Consider the following 19,821-nt stretch of genomic DNA (forward strand, 5'->3'; position numbering starts at 1 on the left):
AACCCCGTCAGAATCATCGGAACGGTGTCTCTAACGGGGGCAGTTCGACCGCGACGTCAGTCCAGCCACGGCGGGTTCTCCCGCGGCGGCGAGAACACGTCGATGCCGACGACGGTCTCGTCGCCGCGGTTCTCCGCGCCGTGTGGTTCCCCGCCCGCGAGCGAGTAGGCGTCGCCGGGACCGACGACGACTTCCTCGCCCTCGTCGCCGACGAGGAACGTCAGTTCGCCGGCGACGATGTAGCCGACCTGCTCGTGGGGGTGGTCGTGCACCGGGACGGTCGCGCCGGGTTCGATGCGGAAGTGCTGGACGTTCATCTTATCCCCGCCCGCGAGGAGCGAGAGGGAGACGCCGTCGGCCGCCTCGGCGGACGGCGCGTCGTCGAGTGAAACTCGGTCCATGGTGGCAAGCCACAGGGAACGGAGATAAATCCGCCGGGGAGACGCCGCGAGGGGCGTCATCGCGGGGAGTCCGCGTTCGCTCGCGCTCCCGAACGTTCAAATCCGACGCCGCGGAACATCGGCGCATGTACGCGGTCGTGGGGTGTACGGACTGCGCGAACATGTGGCTGCTTTCGGACCCCGACGGGTCGAAGACGGCGACGTGTCCGCGGTGCGGCAGGCGACACCAGACGAAGAAGCTCCGGCGCTTCTTCGAGTCCGACGACAGGGACGCGGCGCGGCAGGCGCGCTCGGCGCTGTTGGCGAAGAAACACGGCGACAGCGAGGCGTTCGCGCAGGTCGAACACGTCTCGGAACTCGACCGGCAAGTCGAGGAGTCGGGCATCGACGACCGCGAGTATCTCGAAGGCTCGGGGCTCGACGCCGACGAGGTGTTCGAGGCGGGCGAGTCCGCCTCGCGCGGTCGGAACTCGTCGACGGGGTCGCCCGACCGCCTGACGGTCGTCCGCGAGGCGATACGCGATGGCGACCGGCCGACCGAGGAGGAAATCGTCGCGGCCGCGGTCGAACGCGGCGTCCCGGAGGACCGCGCCCGCGACCTGCTCGACAAACTCCGGCGGCGCGGCGAGGTGTCGGAGTCGCGGGGCCGGCACCGGTTGGTCTGAGATTCGGGCGGCGAACGGACGCTCGGCGGGCGGGCCGCGAGCGCGGGCACCTCAGAGCGCGCCGAGCAACTTCGCCACCGTCAGCGCGGAGGCGACGACGCCGAGCGCCAACTTCACCAACCTGAGCGCGAGCGCTAACCGCCGCGCGTCGTCGTACTCGTCGGGCGATTCGGGGTCGGTACCGCGTGTGAAGAGTGGCATGGGAGGGGATGGGTTGTGGACACGCCCGCGGGTACTCCCCGACGGACGCGTTTTCATCGTTTCCCCGGAAACGGAATAAACGCGAGCCACGGGTGCAGGGTGAAAGTGAAAGTAGTCGGAGAGGTGCGAATACGCTGGTATAGTCCGGGAACGCGCCGAGAAAAGCAATTCAGCTGTGTCCGGTGCCGGCGAAACTGAAACCGGTCGAGTTACCGGCCGAGTTCGGCGTGCGCGCTGGAGAGGTGCCGCGAGGCGAGCGCCGAAAGGAGCGAGAGTTCGCCCGCGAGCGAGCCGACGGCGATGCACTCGGCGAGGGCGTCGGCGTTGGAGCCGGCGGGGTCGCCGCCGCCGCTGACGCCGAGGATATCGAGACCTTCGGACTGTGTCGGGAGCTTCGTGCCGCCGCCGACGGTGCCGACTTCGAGGGAGGCGATGGAGACCGAGACGTAGAGGTCGCCGTCCTGCACCTCGGCGGTCGTGATGGCGTTCGCGCCCTCGACGACCTGCGCCTCGTCCTGTCCGGTGGCGAGGAACATCGCGGCGACGACGTTGGCGACGTGGGCGTTGAAGCCGAGGCTCGCGGCCTTCGCGGAGCCGACGAGATTCTTACGGGTGTTGAGTTCGGCGACCGCTTCGGGCGTGGTGTGCAGGCGCTCTTCGACGACGTCGCGCGGGATGCGCACGTCGGCGGTGACGCTCCGGCCGCGGCCCTCGACGGCGTTGATTGCGGCGGGCTTCTTGTCGGTACAGAGGTTGCCCGAGAGGGCGACGAGCGAGGCGGTCGTCTCCGCTTCGACGACGCCGCAGGCCGCCTCGGTGGCGATGGTGGCCATGTTCATCCCCATCGCGTCCTTGGTGTCGTAGCGGAACCGCAGGTAGACCGAGTTACCGACGACGTACGGCGTCACGTCGAGGAGTTCGCCGTGGTTCGTCGTCTCCTCGGCGGCCTCCTTCAGCGCCGCGAAGTTGTCGCGGGTCCACGAGACGAGCGCCTCGGCCTCGGCCACGTCGGCGACGCGGAACACCGGCGCGCGGGTCATCCCGGACTTGAGGACGCGAGCGGTCGCGCCGCCGGCGCTGTTGATGACCGAGCAGCCGCGGTTGACCGACGCGAGGAGCGCGCCCTCAGTGGTCGCGAGCGGGAGATACTTCTCACCAGCGACGGAGCCGCCGTCGACGCTGACGGGGCCGGCGACGCCCATCGGCACCTGAATCGCGCCAACCATGTTCTCGATGGCCGACTCGGCGGCCTCGGCGGGGAAGCCGTAGTTTCCGACCGCGTCGAGCGACGCGCCGGACTGCGATTCGACGAGCAACCGGCGCGCCTCGGCGGCGGTGTCGGCGTCGGCGTGTGCTTCGAGTTCGTGAAGGCGGAGTTCGCCCTCCCGAACGCGGTCGGCGAGGGACGCGGCGTCTGTCATGCCCCGACGTTTCCCGCGCCGGCCCTAACGCGTTCCGGTTCTTTCAACGGCCACGGTCTCCCCCCGTCCGAGGCCACCCAGGGACCGTCCGGCCACCCCGCCGCCTCCCGAACCGTTTTGCCCTCCCGCGTCGGGGTCGAACGTATGACCGCGGCAGCGGACCTCGTACTGACGAACGCGGAGGTACACACGCTCGGCTCGCCCGACGAGACGCACGAAGCCGTCGCCGTCCGCGACGGCGAGGTCGTCCGCGTGGGCCGCGCGTTCGACGTGGAACTGCTCGTCGGCGTCGAGACGCGGGTCGTCGACTGCGAGGGGCGGGTCGTCCTCCCCGGCTTCATCGACGCCCACACGCACCTCCCGATGGTCGGCCGGTCGCTCGTCCACGCCGACCTCTCCGCCGCCGACTCCGCGGCGGAGGCGGTCGAACTGCTCCGCGAGCGAGCCGCCGAGGTCGAACGCGGAAACGGGGGTGACGGCGATGGAACCGGCGGCGGGACCGGCGACGACGAGACTGCCGACGGGGCCGACTGGGTGCTCGGCTACGGCTATGACGAGAGCACGTGGGACGAATCAAGATATCTCACCCGCGACGACCTCGATGCCGTCTCCGAGTCGCTTCCCGTGGTCGCCTTCCGCGAGGACCTCCACACCGCCGGTGTCAACTCGGTCGTCCTCGACCGCTACGCCGACGAGATGCCCGACTCGGGCGTGCAGACTGCCGGCGGCGTCGACCTCTCCGAAGGCGACGGTGATGGCGAACCCGCCGCCGAGCCGACCGGCGTCGTGGTCGAGGGCGCGGTCGACGTGCTCCGCGAGGCGACCGAGCCGGGCCGTGAGGAGATGACGGAACTCGTCCGCGCGGCGCAGGCGTACGCGACCGCCCGCGGCGTCACCGGGGTCCACGACATGGTCCGCGGCTCCCGCGCGCCCGAGGTCTACCGCGACCTCGCCGACGCCGACGAACTGGCCCTCCGCGTCCGAATCAACTACTGGTCCGACCACCTCGACGCGCTCCGCGAGGTCGGCTTGCGGACGAACCACGGGGGCGAGAGCCGCGGCGATCTCGTCGCCGTCGGCGCGGTAAAGACGTTCACCGACGGGAGCTTCGGCGGGCGGACCGCGAAACTCACCGAGCCCTACGCCGACGCCGCGGCGGACCCCGACGCGGCCGACGACGAGACGGGCCAGTGGGTCGTCGACCCCGAAGAGCTCCGCGAACTCGTCGCCGACGCGGACGGGTCGGGGTACCAACTCACCGCGCACGCCATCGGCGACGCGGCCATCGACGCGGTGCTCGACGCGTACGAGGAGACTGACGACCCCGGCGCGTCCCGCCACCGGGTCGAACACGTCGAACTCGCCTCCGACGAGGCCATCGAGCGCTTCGCTGAGGCCGGCGTCGTCGCCTCCGTCCAGCCGAATTTCCTGAAGTGGGCCGACGAGGGCGGCCTCTACGACGCCCGCCTCGGCGAGCGACGCCTGCGGACCAACCGCTTCCGCGACCTGCTCGACGCCGGGGTCCCCCTCGCGTTTGGGAGCGACTGCATGCCGCTTGGTCCGCTTCTCGGCGTCGACCTCGCCACCGACCATCCGAACCCCGACCAGTCGCTCACTGTCACCGAAGCGCTTCGGGCGTACACCTCCGGCGCGGCCTACGCCGGGTTCGACGAGGACCGACTGGGAACCGTCGCGGTCGGCACCGCCGCGGACCTCGTCGTCCTCGACGAGTCGCCGTGGGAAACCGACTCGATTCGCGACGTCGCGGTCTCGATGACCGTCGTGGACGGTCGCGTCGTCTTCGAACGCGACTGAACGAGTAATCGCCATCGACGGGGGAGTACATTCGAAGAAAATTATTCTTCAACCGAGTAGACGGCGTTCGCGGGTTCTGAATCCAATCAGACGAAAGTACCACCGACCAATCGGGGCTGTAGAGAATCTTTACGGATGGGTGACGAGTATTGAAGAAAAATATTTTTCAATAATGGCCGATGATTGGACTTCCACCGTGGTGATCAATCGTGGTTGAATTACAGTCGGTCGGGTTCGAGTCGGAGCTCAGTCTGTTCAAATACGACACGCTCGAACAGCTTCCGGAGAGCCACCGCGACCTCGACGAGGCCGCCCGCTCCCGGCGAATCGCCGCCGCCCGCGAGGAGCTCGGCGACCGAGTCATCGTGCTCGGACACAACTACCAGCGACGCGAAATCGTCGAGTACGCCGACTTCATCGGCGACTCCTACGAACTCTCGAAGCGCGCCGCCGAGTCGGACGCCGACTACGTCGTCTTCGCCGGCGTGACGTTCATGGCCGAGAGCGCGGACATCATCACCGACGACGACCAGACGGTGATTCTCCCGTCGATGGAGGCGTCGTGCCCGATGGCGGGGATGGCCGAGGCCGTGCAGGTCGACTCCGCGTGGGAGACGCTCGTCGAGGAGTCCGGCGGCAAGGACATCATCCCCGTGACGTACATGAACTCCTACGCGGACCTGAAGGCCTTTTGCGCCTCCCACGGCGGGCTCATCTGCACCTCCTCGAACGCCGCCGACGCCTTCGAGTGGGCCTTCGAGCGCGGCGACGCCGTGCTGTTCCTGCCCGACAAGCACCTCGGGCGCAACACGGCCGATGACCTCGGCATCGACGAGGTCGTCGAGTGGGACCCGTGGGCCGGCGACGTGGCCGAGTCGATGGGCGCTACCGACGAGGTGGAACCCGATGTCCCGGAACTCGGCGACGCCGAAGTCATCCTCTGGGACGGCTACTGTCAGGTCCACGAGCGCTTCCGCGTCGACCACGTCGAGGAGGCGCAGGCCGACGGCGCGAAGGTCGTCGCCCACCCCGAGTGCCGCCCGAGCGTCGTCGCGGCCGCGGACGAGGTCGGCTCCACGAGCCACATCTGCGACGTCATCGAGAACGCCGACGCCGGCGAGACGTGGGCCATCGGCACCGAGGTCCACCTCGCGCGACACCTCGCGCGCTGGCACCCCGAGGTCGACGTGCGACCCCTCTGCGGCGACGCCTGCATGGACTGCAACGCCATGCGGCAGGTCGACCCCAACTACCTGACGTGGGTGCTCGAAGAGCTCGCTGCGGGCCGCGAACCCAACGTGGTCGAGGTCGCGCCCGAGGAGAAAGAACTCGCCGCGGTCGCGCTCGACCGCATGCTCGAACTATGAAGGCCGACGTGCTCGTCGTCGGCTCCGGCATCGCCGGCTGTGCCGCGGCCCTCGCCGCCGCCCGCGAGGGGGCCGACGTGCTCGTCATCACGAAGGCGACCGAACCCGAGGACGCCGCGTCCGACTGGGCGCAGGGTGGCATCGCCGTCACCCAGTCCGCGCCCGAGGAGTTCGCCGCCGACATCCGCCGGGCGAGCGACGGCACCGCCGACCCCGAGGCCGTCGAGACGCTCGTCTCCGAGTCCCGAGCCGTCGTCGAGGACGTGCTCTTGGACACGCTCGAAGTCGAGTTCGACGCGGTGGGAGACGGTACTGACGCTGACGCCGACGCAGACACCTTCGACCTCGCCCGCGAGGCGGGCCACTCCAGCCGCCGCATCCTCCACGTCGACGCCAGCACCGGCGCGCACGTCCTCCGGCCGTTTCTCCAGCACCTCTCGGCCCGCGACGGCGTGCGAATCGTCGAGGACGCGATGGCTCTCGATCTCCTGACCGAGGAGGGGACCGTCCGCGGCGCGACCGTCCTCGCCGACGGCGAAGTCGAACCCGTGTTCGCCGGGGCGACCGTCCTCGCCACCGGCGGCATCGGCGACTGTTACGCCCGGTCGACCAACCCCACGGGCGCGACCGGCGACGGCGTGGCGATGGCCGCGCTCGCCGGCGCGACCGTCTCGGATATGCAGTACGTCCAGTTCCACCCGACGGCGTACGACCCCCGGACTGACCCACGGGCGGACGACGGCGCGCAACCGTTCCTCGTCAGCGAGGCCGTTCGCGGCGAGGGCGCGGTACTGCGCGACGCCGACGGCCGCCGCTTCATGCCTGACGTGCACGAAGACGCCGAACTCGCCCCCCGAGACGTGGTCGCCCGCGCCGTCTCCCGCGCCCGCGACCGGACCGGCCGCGTCGTCCTCGACGTGTCCGACCTCGACTTCCGCGAGGAGTTCCCCGACCTCGCGGCGCTGTGCGACGACTGCGGCGTCGACCTCGACGCCGGCATCCCGGTCGCGCCGAGCGAGCACTTCCTCTGCGGTGGCGTCGCCGTCGACGACCGCGGTAGGACCTCGCTGTCCCGCCTGTTCGCCGCCGGCGAGTGCGCCCGCACCGGCGTCCACGGCGCGAACCGACTCGCCTCGACCAGCCTGCTCGAAGGCCTCGTCTGGGGCGTCCGGGCCGGCGAGACCGCGGCCGACCGCGGCCGCGGCGAGGCTGAGACCGTCGAGTACGCGCCGCCGCGCGACTCCGACCCGGCGCTCCCCGACGCCTTCGCCGACACGAAGTTCGACCGCCTCGGGCGGACGATGGACGAGTTCGTCGGCATCGAGCGCGCGCCCGACGGCCTCGACACCGCGCGGGCGCGGCTTCGCCGCCTGAAAGGCGAGGTCGACGCCTACGCCCGCACCCGCGTCTCGCGGTCCATCTACGAACTCCGGAACGCCTGCGTCTCGTCGCTCCTCGTCGCCCGCGCGGCCGCCGACGCGCCGTCGGCCGGCTGTCACTCGCTCGTCGACCCGGACGAACGCGAGGGAGGCGAGAGAGACGAGGGAGGCGAGGACAGCGACGACCCCGGACAGGGGGTGACCCCGAGTGCTGACGACTGAGACCGTCGAGCGCTGGCTGGCCGAGGACGTCGGACACCGCGACGTGACGAACGACGTGCCCGGCGACACCACCGGGCGACTCGTTGCGAAGGAGCCGGCGGTCGCCGCCGGTCTCGACGCCGCCGTCGCCGTCTTCGACTACCTCGGCGTCGAGGCCGAGCGAGCGGTCGAGGTCGGCGACGCGGTCGAACCGGGTGACGAGGTTCTGCGGGTCGAAGGCGACGCCCGGAACGTCCTCCGTGGCGAGCGCGTCGCCGCCAACGTCGTCGGCCACGCCTCCGGGGTCGCCACCACGACTCGCGAGGCGGTCGACGCCGCCCGCGAAGTGTCGGACTCGGTTCGGGTCGCCGCGACCCGCAAGACCACACCCGGCCTCCGCGGCGTCGAAAAGCGCGCCGTCGTCGCCGGCGGCGGCGACACCCACCGCCTCACACTCTCTGGGATGGTGATGGTCAAGGACAACCACGTCGCCGAACTCGGGCTGGAGGAGGCGGTCCGCCGCTTCGCCGAGCGAAAGTCGTTCGCGACGAAGCTCGAAGTCGAAGTCGAGACGCCCGAGATGGGCGAGCGCGCCGCGGCCGCCGGGGCCGACATCGTCCTGTTCGATAACCTCCCGCCCGAGGCGGTCCGCGAGGGCGTCTCTCGGCTCCCCGAGGGAGTGCTCTCGGAGGCCAGCGGCGGTATCACGCTGGAGACGCTCCCCGACTACGCCGACACCGGCGTCGACGTGGTCTCGATGGGGTGGCTCACCCACAGCGCGCCGAGTTCCGACTTCTCCTTCCGGACCGGGTGAGCGGCGGGCGTCGGCTCCGACTCGGGCACCGTCGCGGGCGGCCGAATCCACACGTTCTTTGGGCCGTGTCGAGACCGTGGGACGATGACTTCGTGGCCAGCCGCCCGCCTGCGCTCTCCGGTCGCGAAGTACTACGCCTACAAGACGACCGAGTTCGTCTCCTTCACGGCGGCCATCTGGATTCTGTTCGTCCGCTCGCGCGACCTCTCGTTCGCCGAGGTCGGCGCGCTCAACAGCGTCTGGTGGCTCGCGCTCGTCGCGGCTGAGATACCGACCGGCTACCTCGGTGACCGACTGGGTCGCCGGAGCGCGATGGCCCTCGGCACGGCCATCATCGCCGTCTCGACGGCGGCGATGGGGCTGTCCGAGACGTTCCTCCAACTCGCGGTCGTCTACGGCGCGTGGGCCGTCGGCCAGACGTTTCGGTCCGGGAGCGACGACGCGTGGCTCTACGACCTCTTGGCCGAGACTGACGAGACCCACGAGTTCGCCGCCATCCGCGGGCGCGCCACCGGCGTCGGCCTCGCAATCGGCGCGGTGACGACCCTCGCTGGGGGCCTCCTCGCCGACGCGACGAACTACACGGTCCCCTTCTTCGCCACCGCCGCGGTGACGGCGCTGGGCGTTCCGATTCTGCTGTCGGTCCCAGAGACCGGAGCTAACGGCGGTGAATTCACACCGCGGACGGCGCTCCGGGTCATCCGCGAGAAGCTCTCGCGCCCGCCGCTCCGCGGCTTCGTCGCCTACTTCGCGCTCCTGTTCGGCGTCGCCAACATGGTGTACATCTTCGACCAGCCGATTCTCCGCGACGTGGCGCTCGACCTCGGCGTCCCCGCGACGGCGACGAACACCGCCGTCAGCGCCTCCTACGCGCTGTTCTCGCTGGTCGCGGCCGCGGCGACGTTCCGCGCCGGCTGGGTCGAAGCCCGCGTCGGCGTCCGACGGTGGTTCCTCGCCTCACCAGTCGTGCTCGCGGTCGCCTACGCGTCGGTCCCGCTTTTCGGGCCGCTGGCCTTCCCCGCCTTCGCGGTCGCCCGCGGGGTCACGAACGTCTCGTCCGTCCTCGGGAACCAGTACGTCAACGACCGGGTGGACTCGGTCGGTCGCGCGACCGTCCTCTCGGCCGCCGGGATGCTCTACTCGCTCGCGGTCGTCCCGTTCGAACTCGCGGGCGGGGTCGTCGCCGACGCCCTCTCGCCGGCCGGCGCGCTCGCGCTCTTCGGTGGGGTTCTCGTCGTCGGCTCGGGCCTCTTGTGGACGGTCGAACGCCCCGTTTGAGGGCCGTTCGGGGTGTGGACAGCGCTTCGGTGCCCGCCCGCTCCGAAGGGAAAACCCCTTAGTTTCGGTCGTCGCACTCGCGGGCAATGGGCTTCTTCGACGACCTCCGCGACCGCATCGAGGCGACAGACAGCGTCGTCTCGGTCGGCCTCGACGCCGACATCGACCGCATTCCCGAACACCTGCTCGACAAGGACCTCCCGCGCTGGGCGTTCAACCGCCGTATCATCGACGCGACCCACGAGCACGCGGCGGCGTACAAGCCGAACGCGGCGTTCTACGAGGACGAAGATGGCTGGCGCTCTCTGCGCGAGACAATCGCCTACGCTCACGGGAAGGGCGTGCCGGTCCTGTTGGACGCCAAGCGCGCCGACATCGGTAACACGACCCGCAAGTACGCCGACCTGCTCGACGACGCCGACGCCATCACGGTCAACCCCTACATGGGCCGCGACTCCATCCAGCCGTTCCTCTCGCGGGCGGACAAGGGCGTGTTCGTCCTCTGCCGCACCTCGAACCCCGGCGGCTCGGACCTCCAGTCGCTCGAACTCGATTCGGGCGAACCCCTCTACGAGCGCGTCGCCGCACTCTGCGACCTCTGGAACGAACACGGGAACGTCGGCCTCGTCGTCGGCGCGACCGGCCCTGACGAACTGGAACACCTCCGCGAGCAGGTGCCCGATCTGCCGTTTCTCGTCCCCGGCGTGGGAGCGCAGGGCGGCGACGCCGAGGCCGCCGTCGAGTTCGGCCTCGCGGACGGCGTCGGCCTCGTGAACTCCTCGCGCGGCATCATCTTCGCCGGCGAGGACGATGGCGAGGACTTCGACAAGGCCGCCGGACAGGCCGCAAAGCGCCTCAAAAAGCGGCTGAATCAGTACCGCTGAGTCGGCGCAGACGCTCGATTGTTCCGGCCGCTCCGTCCGGCTGTCGCTGCCCGGCGAGACGTTTACCACCGTGCGACCCTAACTGCGCCCGTGGACCGAGACCGACTTGTCATGGGGCTCGCGGCGGTGTTCGCGGGAATTACCATGCTCCTCGTCGTGTTGGCGTTCGCCTACCGACAGCTTCTGTTGCTGTTCGTCGCCGTCCCCTTCGGCGCGACGACGTACTTCATGTACGCCCACGTCAGCGGACGCCTCGAAGAGCGGTTCCGCAGGACGCGCGTCCGCGCCGACGCCGGCCGCGGCGGGTTCGGTTTCCGGTCGGAGCGACGGCGAGGCGACCGCCGGGAGACCGGTGGCTTCGGTGCGGGTCCCCGCGGCGACCCCCAAGAAGGACCGCGAGCCGGACGATTCGGCCCTAACGACGGTCCCGACGGCGGATTCGACGGTGGTCGGCGGAGACGGCGCGCCCGCGACGGAAGCGGGACGCGAGTCCGCCCGCCGCGGCGCGGTATGAGTCGGCAGAAAGCCCTCGAAACGCTCGACCTCGACGACGACGCCTCCGAGGACGAGGTGAAAGCGGCCTACCGGAAGCGAGTCAAGGAGACCCACCCGGACTCGAAGACCGGCGACGAAGAGGCGTTCAAGCGCGTCAACCGCGCCTACGAGCGCCTGACCGAGTAACGCGTGTTCTTTTTCATCCGCATTCGACCGCCACGAGCCCCGACGAGCGCCCCTGCGTCGGTTCCGTCTCGATTGCGGTACGTTCTCATGGCAATCGCTACCGCGGAAAGCGTTTTCACGGTCGGTTTCCTACCCGCTTCCATGAGCGCGGATCGGGCTCTCTTGGACGAGGCCCTCGAGCGCGGTGAGGAAGAAGGCGGAAACGTCGAGTTCAAAGAACGCCTCACCCGCGCCGTTCACCTGTCCGACGGCCGGATGGAGTCGCTCGCGGCGCAACTCAGACACCGAGTGCTCTCCGGCGACGGCGTGGCGACCTACGTGGTCGGCGTCACCGACGACGGCGGCATCGCCGGCATCCCGCCGGACGACTTCTCCGAGACCATGGACGTGCTGTCGCTTCTGGCCGAGGAGGCCGGGGCGCACATCGAAGACGTAGAGACGTGGGGCGTCGGCGATTCGGCCGAACGCGGCCTCGTCGGCGTCGCGACCATCCGCGAGGGGGCGATGCTCGACGTGGACGACGACCACATCGTCGTCGGCACCGCGGGCCACGTCGACCACGGCAAGTCCACCCTCGTCGGCTCGCTCGTGACTGGACAGGCCGACAACGGCAACGGCGGCACGCGGTCGTTCCTCGACGTACAGCCCCACGAGGTCGAACGCGGCCTGTCGGCGGACCTCTCGTACGCCGTCTACGGCTTTTCCGACGACGGCCCGGTCCACATGCGAAACCCCCACCGGAAGTCCGACCGGGCGCAAATCGTCCAAGAGGCCGACCGGCTGGTCTCGTTCGTCGACACCGTCGGCCACGAGCCGTGGCTCCGGACGACGATTCGCGGCCTCGTCGGTCAGCGCCTCGACTACGGCCTGCTCGTCGTCGCCGCCGACGACGGTCCGACGCGGACGACCCGCGAACACCTCGGCATCCTGCTCGCGATGGAGCTACCGACGGTCGTCGCCATCACGAAGGTCGACGCCGTCTCCGAGGAGCGCGCCGCCGAGGTGGAACGCGAGGTCGAACGGCTCCTCCGCGACGTGGGTCGGACGCCCCTGAGCGTCGAGCGCCACGGCGTCGATGCCGCGGTCGACGAGATAAGCGAGTCGGTCGTCCCGCTGTTCCTGACGAGCGCGGTCACGATGGACGGCCTCGGCGACCTCGACCGGCTGTTCGAGGCGCTCCCGAAGCGCAGCGCCGCCGAGGGCGACTTCAAGATGTACATCGACCGGACTTACTCGGTCACGGGCGTCGGCGCGGTCGCCTCAGGCACGGTCAACTCCGGGGCGGTCGAGGCCGGCGACAAACTGCTCTTGGGGCCGATGTCCGACGGCGAGTTCCGCGAGGTCGAGGTCCGCTCCATCGAGATGCACTACCACCGGGTCGACCGGGCCAACGCCGGCCGCATCGTCGGCATCGCCCTCAAGGGCGTCCGCGAGTCCGAAATCGAACGCGGGATGGTGCTTCTCCCGGCCGACTCGGAGCCGACGGCGGTCCGCGAGTTCGAAGCCGACGTGATGGTGCTCAACCACCCGACGCGGATTCAGGAGGGCTACGAGCCGGTCGTCCACCTCGAAACCATCTCCGAGGCGGCCGTCTTCCACCCCGACGGCGGGCGACTCCTGCCCGGCGACACCGGGACGACCCGCGTGGAGTTCAAGTTCCGGCCGTACTTCGTCGAGGAGGGCCAGCGATTCGTCTTCCGCGAGGGCCGGTCGAAGGGCGTCGGGACCGTGACGAAGGTCGACTAAAACAGCACGGGCGGCGACTTCGGTTCGTCTCCGCCGACGGTCAGGCCGAGTCCTCGACCGCGACGTAGCCGTCCGGTTTTCTCGCCGCCGCGCCGAACAGCACCGCCCAGTCGAGCAGCCGGGCGACTCTGTCGCGCCAGCGCGACTCCCACCCGTCAGGGTCGCGGTGTCGCTCCCAGTTCGGGACGGTCGGCTCGAACGCGTCGAACACCGCGTCCGCAGGCGTCGGTTCGTCGCCGAGGACGTCGAGCGCCTCGCGCGCGCCGAAGACGTTCGCCTCGAAGGCGGCCCGCAGTTCGGCTGCGTCGGGGTCGTCGCGGACGCGCTCGAAACCGCGGCTCACCTCGCGGGCGAGCCCGAGCGACTGGCAGAACACGAGCCAGTCGCGGCCCTCGTCGGGCGTCACGTCGAGTCGCTCGGCGACGCGCCCGCAACAGTCGTCTTCGGAGCCGGGAATCAGCGGGACGGCGCGGTGGGCGTCCCACAATCGGTCGAGGGAGTCCGGCGCGGGCGGGACCGGCTTGCGCCTCACAGTCCGAATGAGTCGGCGAGCACGTCCTCGTCGGTCTCGCCGAGGGTGTACGTCGGGCCGTTGACCACGTCGACCGTGACCTGCGCGGGGCCGAACACGTCGGGGTCAACCTCGCCGAAGTCCCAGTCGGCGTCCTCGAACAGCTGCTCGAACGGGACGCCGTAGTCGGGTCCGGCCGTGGAAATCGCGCGGTCGAAGTCGTCGAAGTCCTCGCTGACGGTGACGTGGACGCGCCCGCCGTAGGCGACGGCGTCGTTCGTCCGACCCATGGCGACGCTCTCGTCGTAGCTGACGGGCGCGAGCGGGGCGGAGCCGTTGATAGAGAGGATATTCGTCGGGTCGTAGCCCGCCTCGAAAAGGTTGAACACGGCGAGTTCGGCGGCGCGGGCCGCGCCCGTGACGCTCCCGACGAGCGAGCCGGTCGCGTAGGTCGGCAGGAAGACGGCGCTCGGTTCGAGGCCGGTCGTCTCCGCGACGTGTTCCGCGACTTCGTCGGTCGGGAGGTCGATGCTCTCGACCGAGAGGACCGTCAGGTCGAACTCGTCGTAGTAGCCGAGGTGGTGGAACTCCTCTTCCTCGCCGACCAGCGCGCGTGCGGGGCCGGAACCGAGGCCGTCGAAGTCGTCGAAGGTGAGCTCCCAGCCGGCCTTCTGCGAGCAGAGGAGGGCCAGCGCGGGGCGGTCGGTGGAGAGTTCGACGTGCGGGCGGGGCGTGCCGGCGACCTCGCCCATCCGCGTCTGTACCGTGGCGAGACCCGCGGTCTGAATCTCCGCGAGGAGCATCCCCGCTTCGACACCGCCGTCGGCGTCGACGCCGAAGTCGATGACCGTCGCACCTGAGTCGAGTTCGTAGGCCTCGATGCCGAGTTCCCCGGCGAAGTCGAGCGCCTCGTCGACCAGTTCGATGGCCATCCGATTGATGCTGTCCATGCGAGGCGATTGCGCGCCTTCGGCTAAAGGGTTTGTCAGTCACCCACCGCTACGGGTCGCGTGGACGTGTCTCGTGGCTCGCATGGTGGAAACGCACGCGGATCACCGCGGCCCGCGAATCTACTCGCGGTCGCTTCTGGCTTCTCGCCCGAGGTGGGCTTCGACGGCGTCGACCTTGTCGGCGGCCGTCTGGTCTTTCGTGCGCTTGTCGTCTATCTTCAGGAACGTGCTCACGCGGTCGCCGTCGACCGCCTTGTGGGCCGCGCCGACCGCCGCGAGCAGTTCGTCGATGTCGTCGGCCTCGATGACCGTCCCCATCGGGTTCGTCTCGTAGGACACCTCGAAGTCGTCGAGGGCCGCGACCGCCTTGGCGACCTCACCCGACATGCTGCCTTCGACGACCGGTGCGACGCTCAGCATCGCGATGACTGTCATGGTCGAACCAACGCGCCACGCGGTAGTAAAACGGAGTGGACCGAGACGGTCGATTCGATACCGGAACCGACGAGGCTATCTCCTCGAACAGCCACAGATTCCGATATGTTCCAGAGCGAACTCACTCGGATGGCACTCGTCGCAGGGGCGAACGTCGTCGGTGGGGTGACCCTCGGCTCGGCCATCGGCGGCACGGTCGGTTACGCGGCGGAGTGGACCGCGACAGGAGCCATCTTGGGGCTGGCAGTCGCCGTCTTCGCCGCCCGGAGATAGCCGCCTCCGCATCCCCGACTTGGCAACGCATCGCGCTTTTCTCGTCGGCCGACGTATCAGCATCCATGAATCCGCGTGTCACGAGAGCGCTCACGCTCGGCCGGGCCATCGTCTACGAGGTGCGAACCGAGCGGCTCACCTTCATGGCGGGAAGCATCGCCTACGGGGCGTTCGTCTCGCTGCTACCGCTGTTTCTGCTCGTCCTCGCGGCCGTCTCCGCCACCGGCGACAGCGGTCTCCGCGAGGGCGTCATCGCCGTCATCCAGTCCGTGTTGACCCCCGGTGCGGGCGACGTTATCATCGCCGAACTGGAGTCGTCGACCCAGTTGGCGAGCCTCTCTGTCGTCGGGGTGCTCGTGTTGGTGTGGGGGACGCTCCGCATCTTCCGCGGCCTCGACACCGCCTTCTCGGACATCTACGAGTCGGAGGCGGCCAACACCTTCGCCGACCAACTCTCCGACGGCATCGTCGTGCTCGTCACCGTCGCCGTCGCCGTCGTCGCCGGCGCGCTCATCGAGTCCGCGCTCCCGGCGCTCGACGGTGCGCTCGGGTGGGCCGTCTACCGCGGGCTCCTCGTGGTCGTCCTGTTCGTGACGTTCTACCCGATGTACTACATCTTCCCCGACGAGGACGTGACCTACCTCGAAGTCGTCCCCGGCACCCTCGTCGCCGCCGTCGGGCTGACGACCTTCGAGTCGCTGTTCCGGCTCTACGTCGAGTTCAGCAGTCGCGCCCCCGAGTCGAGCGTCGTCGCCGGCATCCTCGTCCTCCTGACGTGGCTCTACTTCAGCGGGCTCGTCATCCTCCTCGGCGCGGCCGTCAACGCGGTGCTGTCGAACCGCTCGCGCGACGTGAACGTCCGCCCGTTGTTCGGCGGCGTCCCCCTCGACTCGCAGGCCGACGCGGTGACTCGCGGCGAGGTGACCGCGGCCATCGAACGACTCGACCACCTCGTGGCGGCCGCTCCGCACGAGGACCTGACAGTTCGCGTCGGCGACGAGTCCGTCACGCTCCCCCGGCCCGAACGGGTCGTCGCCGACACCGACACCGAAACCAGTCGGTTCCTCCCGGAGGGCCCAGTCAGACTGGAACTCCGATGGTCCTCGTGGCCTGATAGTCAGGAGGAGTGACGGCGGGCGTTATGGGGCTGGCGTGCGTATGGTACACTATGGCAATAAAGACTCCCGCACGACCGACCCAGCCGGCGCGACCGCTCGAACAGGACCGAACGAGGTGGGAGGCCGTCGAGACGACCGCCGAGACGGCCTCGCGTGCGGTTCGACCCCCGACCGTCGTCGAACACCGGCGACTGCCCGAGAAGGACTTCGGCGAGGCGCGCCTCGTCTGGCGCTGCGACGACTGCGGCGAACTCGGCTCGCTGACCGCGTTCCCGTCGGCGTGTCCCGACTGCGGCGCAGGTCGCGAGGCGCTGTTTTACTTCACCGAGGACTGACGCCTCGGTCGAGCGCGGTCCGCCACCGGCCGACCGCGACCGTTTTCCCGCCGGCCGACGACCCCCGGATATGTATCTCTCTCACCCCGTCCGTCGCATGCGCGACGACCCCCTCGCCGACGAGGTCGCGGAACTCCGCGTCGAACCCGCGGACGACGACGCCCGCGCCGCGCTCGAAACCCGCGTCAAGTCGCTCGGCGGCAGCCTCGAACGCGAACTTCGATTCGGTGGCGTCGTGGTCTCGCTCGCGGAATCGGCCGTCTCCGACCTCTGCGAACTCGACGGTATCGAGCGAATCGAGACGGTCGACACGCTCGGTTACTGATTCTTCGCCCACGCGTGCGAGGACGGGACGGCCGTTCCGGCGATTGATGTCAACTATTTAGTGTATCGTCCAGGGATGTAGCGTATGGTCTCCCGCCACTCCCCCGTCGGGCGAACGCTCGGTGTCGCCGCTGCCGTCAGCGTGTCTGTCATCGCCGTCGTGAGGTTCCTCACCAGACCATGAGCGTGCTCGCCGACCTCGGGGGTATTCCCCTGCTCGTCGCGTACCTGTTGCTCCTCGCGGGAACGACCGTACAGTATCGGCGCGGAAAGCTCTCCGCTACGCGGGCGGTTCTCCTCGTCGGGATGTGTCTCACGTGGCTCTCGTACGCTCTCTTACAGGTGACGCAGTCCGGGACCGTGCCGACGGGGACGCCGCTCAACTACGTCCTCGACGCGCTCGCCGTCGTCGTCCTCGTCGTCGGCGTGGCCGCGATGGTCTGGTGGTGGCGGGCGCGGGACGAACCGTGAGTTCTCAAGGACGCGTCGCTGACCGAGTTGCGTTCAGAGAACTGCGTCGGCTGGGAGTTCACCGAACACTGTGAGGTGAACGCAGGAGCACCGGCGAGGCCAGCGGCCGAGTCGGTGAGACGGGATTTGAACTCCACTCGCTCACTCGCGTTCGCTCGCTAGTTCAGAATCCCAGCGTCGCGCACGCAGCCTCACAAGACCGAGAGACACAGAGGTCTCTCGGAGGTTTGTGTTCGGCAGAAGTGCGTCGGCTGGGATTTGAACCCAGGTTGTGACCATGGCAAGGTCACGTGATACCACTACACTACCGACGCATGTGGTGGAAGTGCGCTGGCTGGGATTTGAACCCAGGTTGTGACCATGGCAAGGTCACGTGATACCACTACACTACCAGCGCATTCCGCGTGTATCGTGGCGTGCTGCTGCGTTACTCGATAGTGTCGGGTTGATAAATAAGACTTGCGAAACGGGGGAGAAATCGGGCGACGGCGCGCCACCTGCTACCACGTGAGATTTGGCTTCGGCGACCTGTCGGTGACCGTGTAATTATGTACCACGCGACGTTCGCCAATCCCCCGCAAACTGGGTCGTGGGACGCTCTATCACCCCAGAATGGATTCGCTACTCTTTTAGGTAGGCCCCCGGTACAAACGCCACAGTCTAGACGAGACGAGGATGAACCCGGCATGAAACTCAGCGTACTCGTGCCGTCCTCACTCGTCCGGGAAGCCGAAGATCAACGCGAGGCAACTCGCAAACTCGGCTACGTCGCCCGCGCGGCGGCGGTCTTCCGGGCGAACGAACTCGTCGTCTTCCCCGACGAAGACGGCGAGAACAAGTGGGGCGGCGAGTTCGTCGAAACCGTACTTCGGTACGCCGCGACGCCCCCTTACCTCCGCAAGGAGGTCTGGGGCAAGCGCGACGAACTCCGCTACGCTGGTATCTTGCCGCCCGTTCTCGTGGCGTCTACGACCGCGGACGACTCCGACGAGTCGCCCGCGTTGCGAGAAGGAATCGTGACCGAGGTCGGACCTGACGACCGCGTTCGGGTCAATTGCGGAATGCAACACCCGATCTCCCTGTTCGTCCCTCCCGGGATGAACCTCACAGAGGGAGAGCGCGTCGCTGTCAGGATCTCTTCGCGAGAACCGGTCCGTGCGCGGATCGTCGACGAGCCCCTCCCGGGCTTCGACGTATCCCGCATGGACCTCACGGAAGCACTCGGCAGGCCAGATGCGGGCGTGCGAATCGCCACGTCTCGCTATGGCGAACCGCTGTCGGTCCCCACATTGGGCGACTTGACGGCCCGCATCACCGATGCCGGCGGCATGACCGTCGTCTTCGGGTCGCCGGGCCGTGGGCTTCCGGACATGCTCGGGATGTCTCCCGAGGATGTTGCAGACGTCGAACCTTCCGTTGGTCCGGGGTTCGACCTCTGGCTCAATACGATTCCGCGACAGGGCAGCGAGGTCGTGCGAACAGAAGAAGCGATGTTCGCCTCCCTCGCCTCCCTGACACTCACGGAGTGAATCCATGCCACAACCAAGCAGACCACGAAAAGGCTCGATGGGCTTCAGCCCGCGCAAGCGAGCAGTCAAGGAGGTTCCACGCATCAAGTCGTGGCCGTCCGACGACGGCTCTCCCGCGCTGCAGGGCTTCGCCGGTTACAAGGCCGGTATGACCCACGTGATGATGGTCAACGACGAGGCAGACTCCCCCCGCGAAGGAATGGAGGAGTCCGTCCCGGTGACCGTCGTCGAGACGCCGCCGATGCGCGCCGTCGCCCTTCGCGCCTACGAGCAGACGCCGTACGGTATGAAGCCGCAGACCGAGGTCTGGGCGGGCGAGTTCCACGACGAACTCGACCGCGTCCTCGACCTGCCGGCAGAAGACACGTTCGACTCGGACGCCGACGCGCTTCGCGAGGCCGTCGAGGCCGGCGAAGTCGATGACCTCCGCGTCATCACGCACACGGTGCCCTCCGAGCTCGCGAACGTGCCCAAGAAGAAGCCCGACGTGATGGAGACTCGCGTCGGCGGCGGCTCCATGGTGGAGCGCGCCGACTTCGCCCTCGACCTCGTTGCCGAGGGCGGCGAACACGAGATGTCCGACGTGTTCCGCGCCGGCGAGTACCTCGACGCCGCGGGTGTCACGAAGGGTAAGGGTACGCAGGGCCCCGTCAAGCGATGGGGCGTCCAGAAGCGTAAGGGCAAGCACGCCCGCCAGGGCTGGAGACGCCGTATTGGCAACCTCGGCCCCTGGAACCCGTCCCGTGTCCGCTCTACGGTTCCGCAGCTCGGTCAGACTGGTTACCACCAGCGCACTGAGCTCAACAAGCGCCTCATCGACCTCGGTGAGGGTGACGAGGCCTCCGTCGACGGTGGCTTCGTCAACTACGGCGAGGTCGACGGCTCCTACGCGCTCATCAAGGGCTCGCTGCCGGGCCCCAACAAGCGCCTTCTGCGGTTCCGCCCGGCCATCCGGCCGAACGACCAGCCGCGCCTCGACCCCGAGGTGCGCTACGTCTCTACCGCATCGAACCAGGGTTAAA

At 68.9% G+C, this 19,821-nt stretch carries 22 protein-coding genes and 2 tRNA genes; 16 read left to right on the top strand and 8 right to left on the bottom strand.

Annotated elements, in window-relative coordinates; genetic code table 11:
* Positions 1-56 precede the first annotated feature (56 nt).
* Complete coding sequence (locus tag AM590_RS10940) at positions 57-401, bottom strand: cupin domain-containing protein (RefSeq protein ID WP_058827513.1); 345 nt, start codon at positions 399-401, stop codon at positions 57-59.
* A gap of 125 nt (positions 402-526) precedes the next feature.
* Here AM590_RS10940 and AM590_RS10945 point away from each other — a divergent pair, with 125 nt between their 5' ends.
* On the top strand, positions 527-1,066 hold the full coding sequence (locus tag AM590_RS10945; RefSeq protein WP_058827514.1) for a DUF5817 domain-containing protein: 540 nt from the start codon (positions 527-529) through the stop codon (positions 1,064-1,066).
* Positions 1,067-1,117: 51 nt separating this feature from the next.
* On the opposite strand, the gene AM590_RS20505 is transcribed toward AM590_RS10945, so the two are convergent.
* Both AM590_RS20505 and hmgA read right to left on the bottom strand, forming a co-directional pair.
* Positions 1,118-1,267, bottom strand: coding sequence for a hypothetical protein (locus AM590_RS20505; protein ID WP_157575458.1), 150 nt, complete (start codon positions 1,265-1,267; stop codon positions 1,118-1,120).
* A gap of 209 nt (positions 1,268-1,476) precedes the next feature.
* Complete coding sequence (gene hmgA, locus AM590_RS10950) at positions 1,477-2,688, bottom strand: hydroxymethylglutaryl-CoA reductase (NADPH) (RefSeq protein WP_058827515.1); 1,212 nt, start codon at positions 2,686-2,688, stop codon at positions 1,477-1,479.
* Between the two features lie 144 nt (positions 2,689-2,832).
* On the opposite strand from hmgA, the gene AM590_RS10955 reads away from it, so the two are divergent.
* The 8 genes from AM590_RS10955 (at position 2,833) to AM590_RS10990 (ending at position 12,853) form a co-directional block, all read left to right on the top strand.
* The gene (locus tag AM590_RS10955; protein WP_058827516.1) at positions 2,833-4,503 is read left to right on the top strand and encodes an amidohydrolase; all 1,671 of its coding nucleotides are present in this window, start codon (positions 2,833-2,835) and stop codon (positions 4,501-4,503) included.
* A gap of 209 nt (positions 4,504-4,712) precedes the next feature.
* Entirely contained in the window at positions 4,713-5,870 is a 1,158-nt protein-coding gene (nadA, locus tag AM590_RS10960; RefSeq protein WP_058827517.1) for a quinolinate synthase NadA, read from the top strand.
* Positions 5,867-7,471 (top strand): L-aspartate oxidase, encoded by a 1,605-nt coding sequence (locus AM590_RS10965; protein ID WP_058827518.1) that lies wholly within the window; start codon positions 5,867-5,869, stop codon positions 7,469-7,471. The genes nadA and AM590_RS10965 overlap by 4 nt, the downstream gene beginning before the upstream one ends.
* A complete protein-coding gene (gene nadC, locus AM590_RS10970; RefSeq protein WP_058827519.1) occupies positions 7,458-8,264 on the top strand; it encodes a carboxylating nicotinate-nucleotide diphosphorylase in 807 nt (268 codons plus the stop codon). Before AM590_RS10965 ends, nadC begins: the two co-directional genes overlap by 14 nt.
* A gap of 84 nt (positions 8,265-8,348) precedes the next feature.
* Positions 8,349-9,542, top strand: coding sequence for an MFS transporter (locus AM590_RS10975; protein ID WP_058827520.1), 1,194 nt, complete (start codon positions 8,349-8,351; stop codon positions 9,540-9,542).
* Between the two features lie 86 nt (positions 9,543-9,628).
* Positions 9,629-10,426 carry an orotidine-5'-phosphate decarboxylase gene (pyrF, locus tag AM590_RS10980; RefSeq protein WP_058827521.1) on the top strand — a complete coding sequence of 266 codons (798 nt, stop codon included), beginning with the start codon at positions 9,629-9,631 and terminating at the stop codon, positions 10,424-10,426.
* 90 nt (positions 10,427-10,516) lie between these two features.
* Positions 10,517-11,107: a J domain-containing protein gene (locus AM590_RS10985; protein WP_058827522.1), complete on the top strand. Its 591-nt coding sequence runs from the start codon at positions 10,517-10,519 to the stop codon at positions 11,105-11,107.
* Between the two features lie 141 nt (positions 11,108-11,248).
* Positions 11,249-12,853 carry a GTPBP1 family GTP-binding protein gene (locus tag AM590_RS10990; protein WP_058827523.1) on the top strand — a complete coding sequence of 535 codons (1,605 nt, stop codon included), beginning with the start codon at positions 11,249-11,251 and terminating at the stop codon, positions 12,851-12,853.
* Positions 12,854-12,893: 40 nt separating this feature from the next.
* On the opposite strand, the gene AM590_RS10995 is transcribed toward AM590_RS10990, so the two are convergent.
* The 3 genes from AM590_RS10995 to AM590_RS11005 form a co-directional block, all read right to left on the bottom strand.
* Positions 12,894-13,385 carry a hypothetical protein gene (locus tag AM590_RS10995; protein WP_058827524.1) on the bottom strand — a complete coding sequence of 164 codons (492 nt, stop codon included), beginning with the start codon at positions 13,383-13,385 and terminating at the stop codon, positions 12,894-12,896.
* Entirely contained in the window at positions 13,382-14,314 is a 933-nt protein-coding gene (gene mch, locus AM590_RS11000; RefSeq protein ID WP_058827525.1) for a methenyltetrahydromethanopterin cyclohydrolase, read from the bottom strand. The genes AM590_RS10995 and mch overlap by 4 nt, the downstream gene beginning before the upstream one ends.
* A gap of 120 nt (positions 14,315-14,434) precedes the next feature.
* Positions 14,435-14,749: an MTH1187 family thiamine-binding protein gene (locus AM590_RS11005; RefSeq protein ID WP_004062408.1), complete on the bottom strand. Its 315-nt coding sequence runs from the start codon at positions 14,747-14,749 to the stop codon at positions 14,435-14,437.
* 105 nt (positions 14,750-14,854) lie between these two features.
* Between AM590_RS11005 and AM590_RS20855 the strand changes: the two genes are divergently transcribed.
* The 5 genes from AM590_RS20855 (at position 14,855) to AM590_RS11025 (ending at position 17,270) form a co-directional block, all read left to right on the top strand.
* A complete protein-coding gene (locus AM590_RS20855; RefSeq protein ID WP_172795791.1) occupies positions 14,855-15,022 on the top strand; it encodes a hypothetical protein in 168 nt (55 codons plus the stop codon).
* Positions 15,023-15,087: 65 nt separating this feature from the next.
* Complete coding sequence (locus tag AM590_RS11010) at positions 15,088-16,152, top strand: YihY/virulence factor BrkB family protein (protein WP_058827526.1); 1,065 nt, start codon at positions 15,088-15,090, stop codon at positions 16,150-16,152.
* 38 nt (positions 16,153-16,190) lie between these two features.
* The gene (locus AM590_RS11015; RefSeq protein ID WP_058827527.1) at positions 16,191-16,475 is read left to right on the top strand and encodes a hypothetical protein; all 285 of its coding nucleotides are present in this window, start codon (positions 16,191-16,193) and stop codon (positions 16,473-16,475) included.
* A 70-nt stretch (positions 16,476-16,545) separates the two neighbouring features.
* Positions 16,546-16,800, top strand: coding sequence for a hypothetical protein (locus tag AM590_RS11020; RefSeq protein WP_058827528.1), 255 nt, complete (start codon positions 16,546-16,548; stop codon positions 16,798-16,800).
* 179 nt (positions 16,801-16,979) lie between these two features.
* Entirely contained in the window at positions 16,980-17,270 is a 291-nt protein-coding gene (locus AM590_RS11025; protein ID WP_058827529.1) for a hypothetical protein, read from the top strand.
* A gap of 243 nt (positions 17,271-17,513) precedes the next feature.
* Here the strand turns inward: AM590_RS11025 and AM590_RS11030 are convergent.
* Positions 17,514-17,584: transfer RNA gene (locus AM590_RS11030), tRNA-Gly, on the bottom strand.
* Positions 17,585-17,596: 12 nt separating this feature from the next.
* Positions 17,597-17,667, bottom strand: a tRNA-Gly gene (locus AM590_RS11035).
* A 289-nt stretch (positions 17,668-17,956) separates the two neighbouring features.
* On the opposite strand from AM590_RS11035, the gene AM590_RS11040 reads away from it, so the two are divergent.
* Together AM590_RS11040 and AM590_RS11045 are read left to right on the top strand one after the other, a co-directional pair.
* Complete coding sequence (locus tag AM590_RS11040; RefSeq protein ID WP_058827530.1) at positions 17,957-18,799, top strand: putative RNA uridine N3 methyltransferase; 843 nt, start codon at positions 17,957-17,959, stop codon at positions 18,797-18,799.
* 4 nt (positions 18,800-18,803) lie between these two features.
* Entirely contained in the window at positions 18,804-19,820 is a 1,017-nt protein-coding gene (locus AM590_RS11045; RefSeq protein WP_058827531.1) for a 50S ribosomal protein L3, read from the top strand.
* The last annotated feature ends 1 nt before the right edge of the window (position 19,821 follow it).

Source organism: Haloferax sp. Q22, assembly GCF_001482285.1.
Classification (GTDB): domain Archaea; phylum Halobacteriota; class Halobacteria; order Halobacteriales; family Haloferacaceae; genus Haloferax.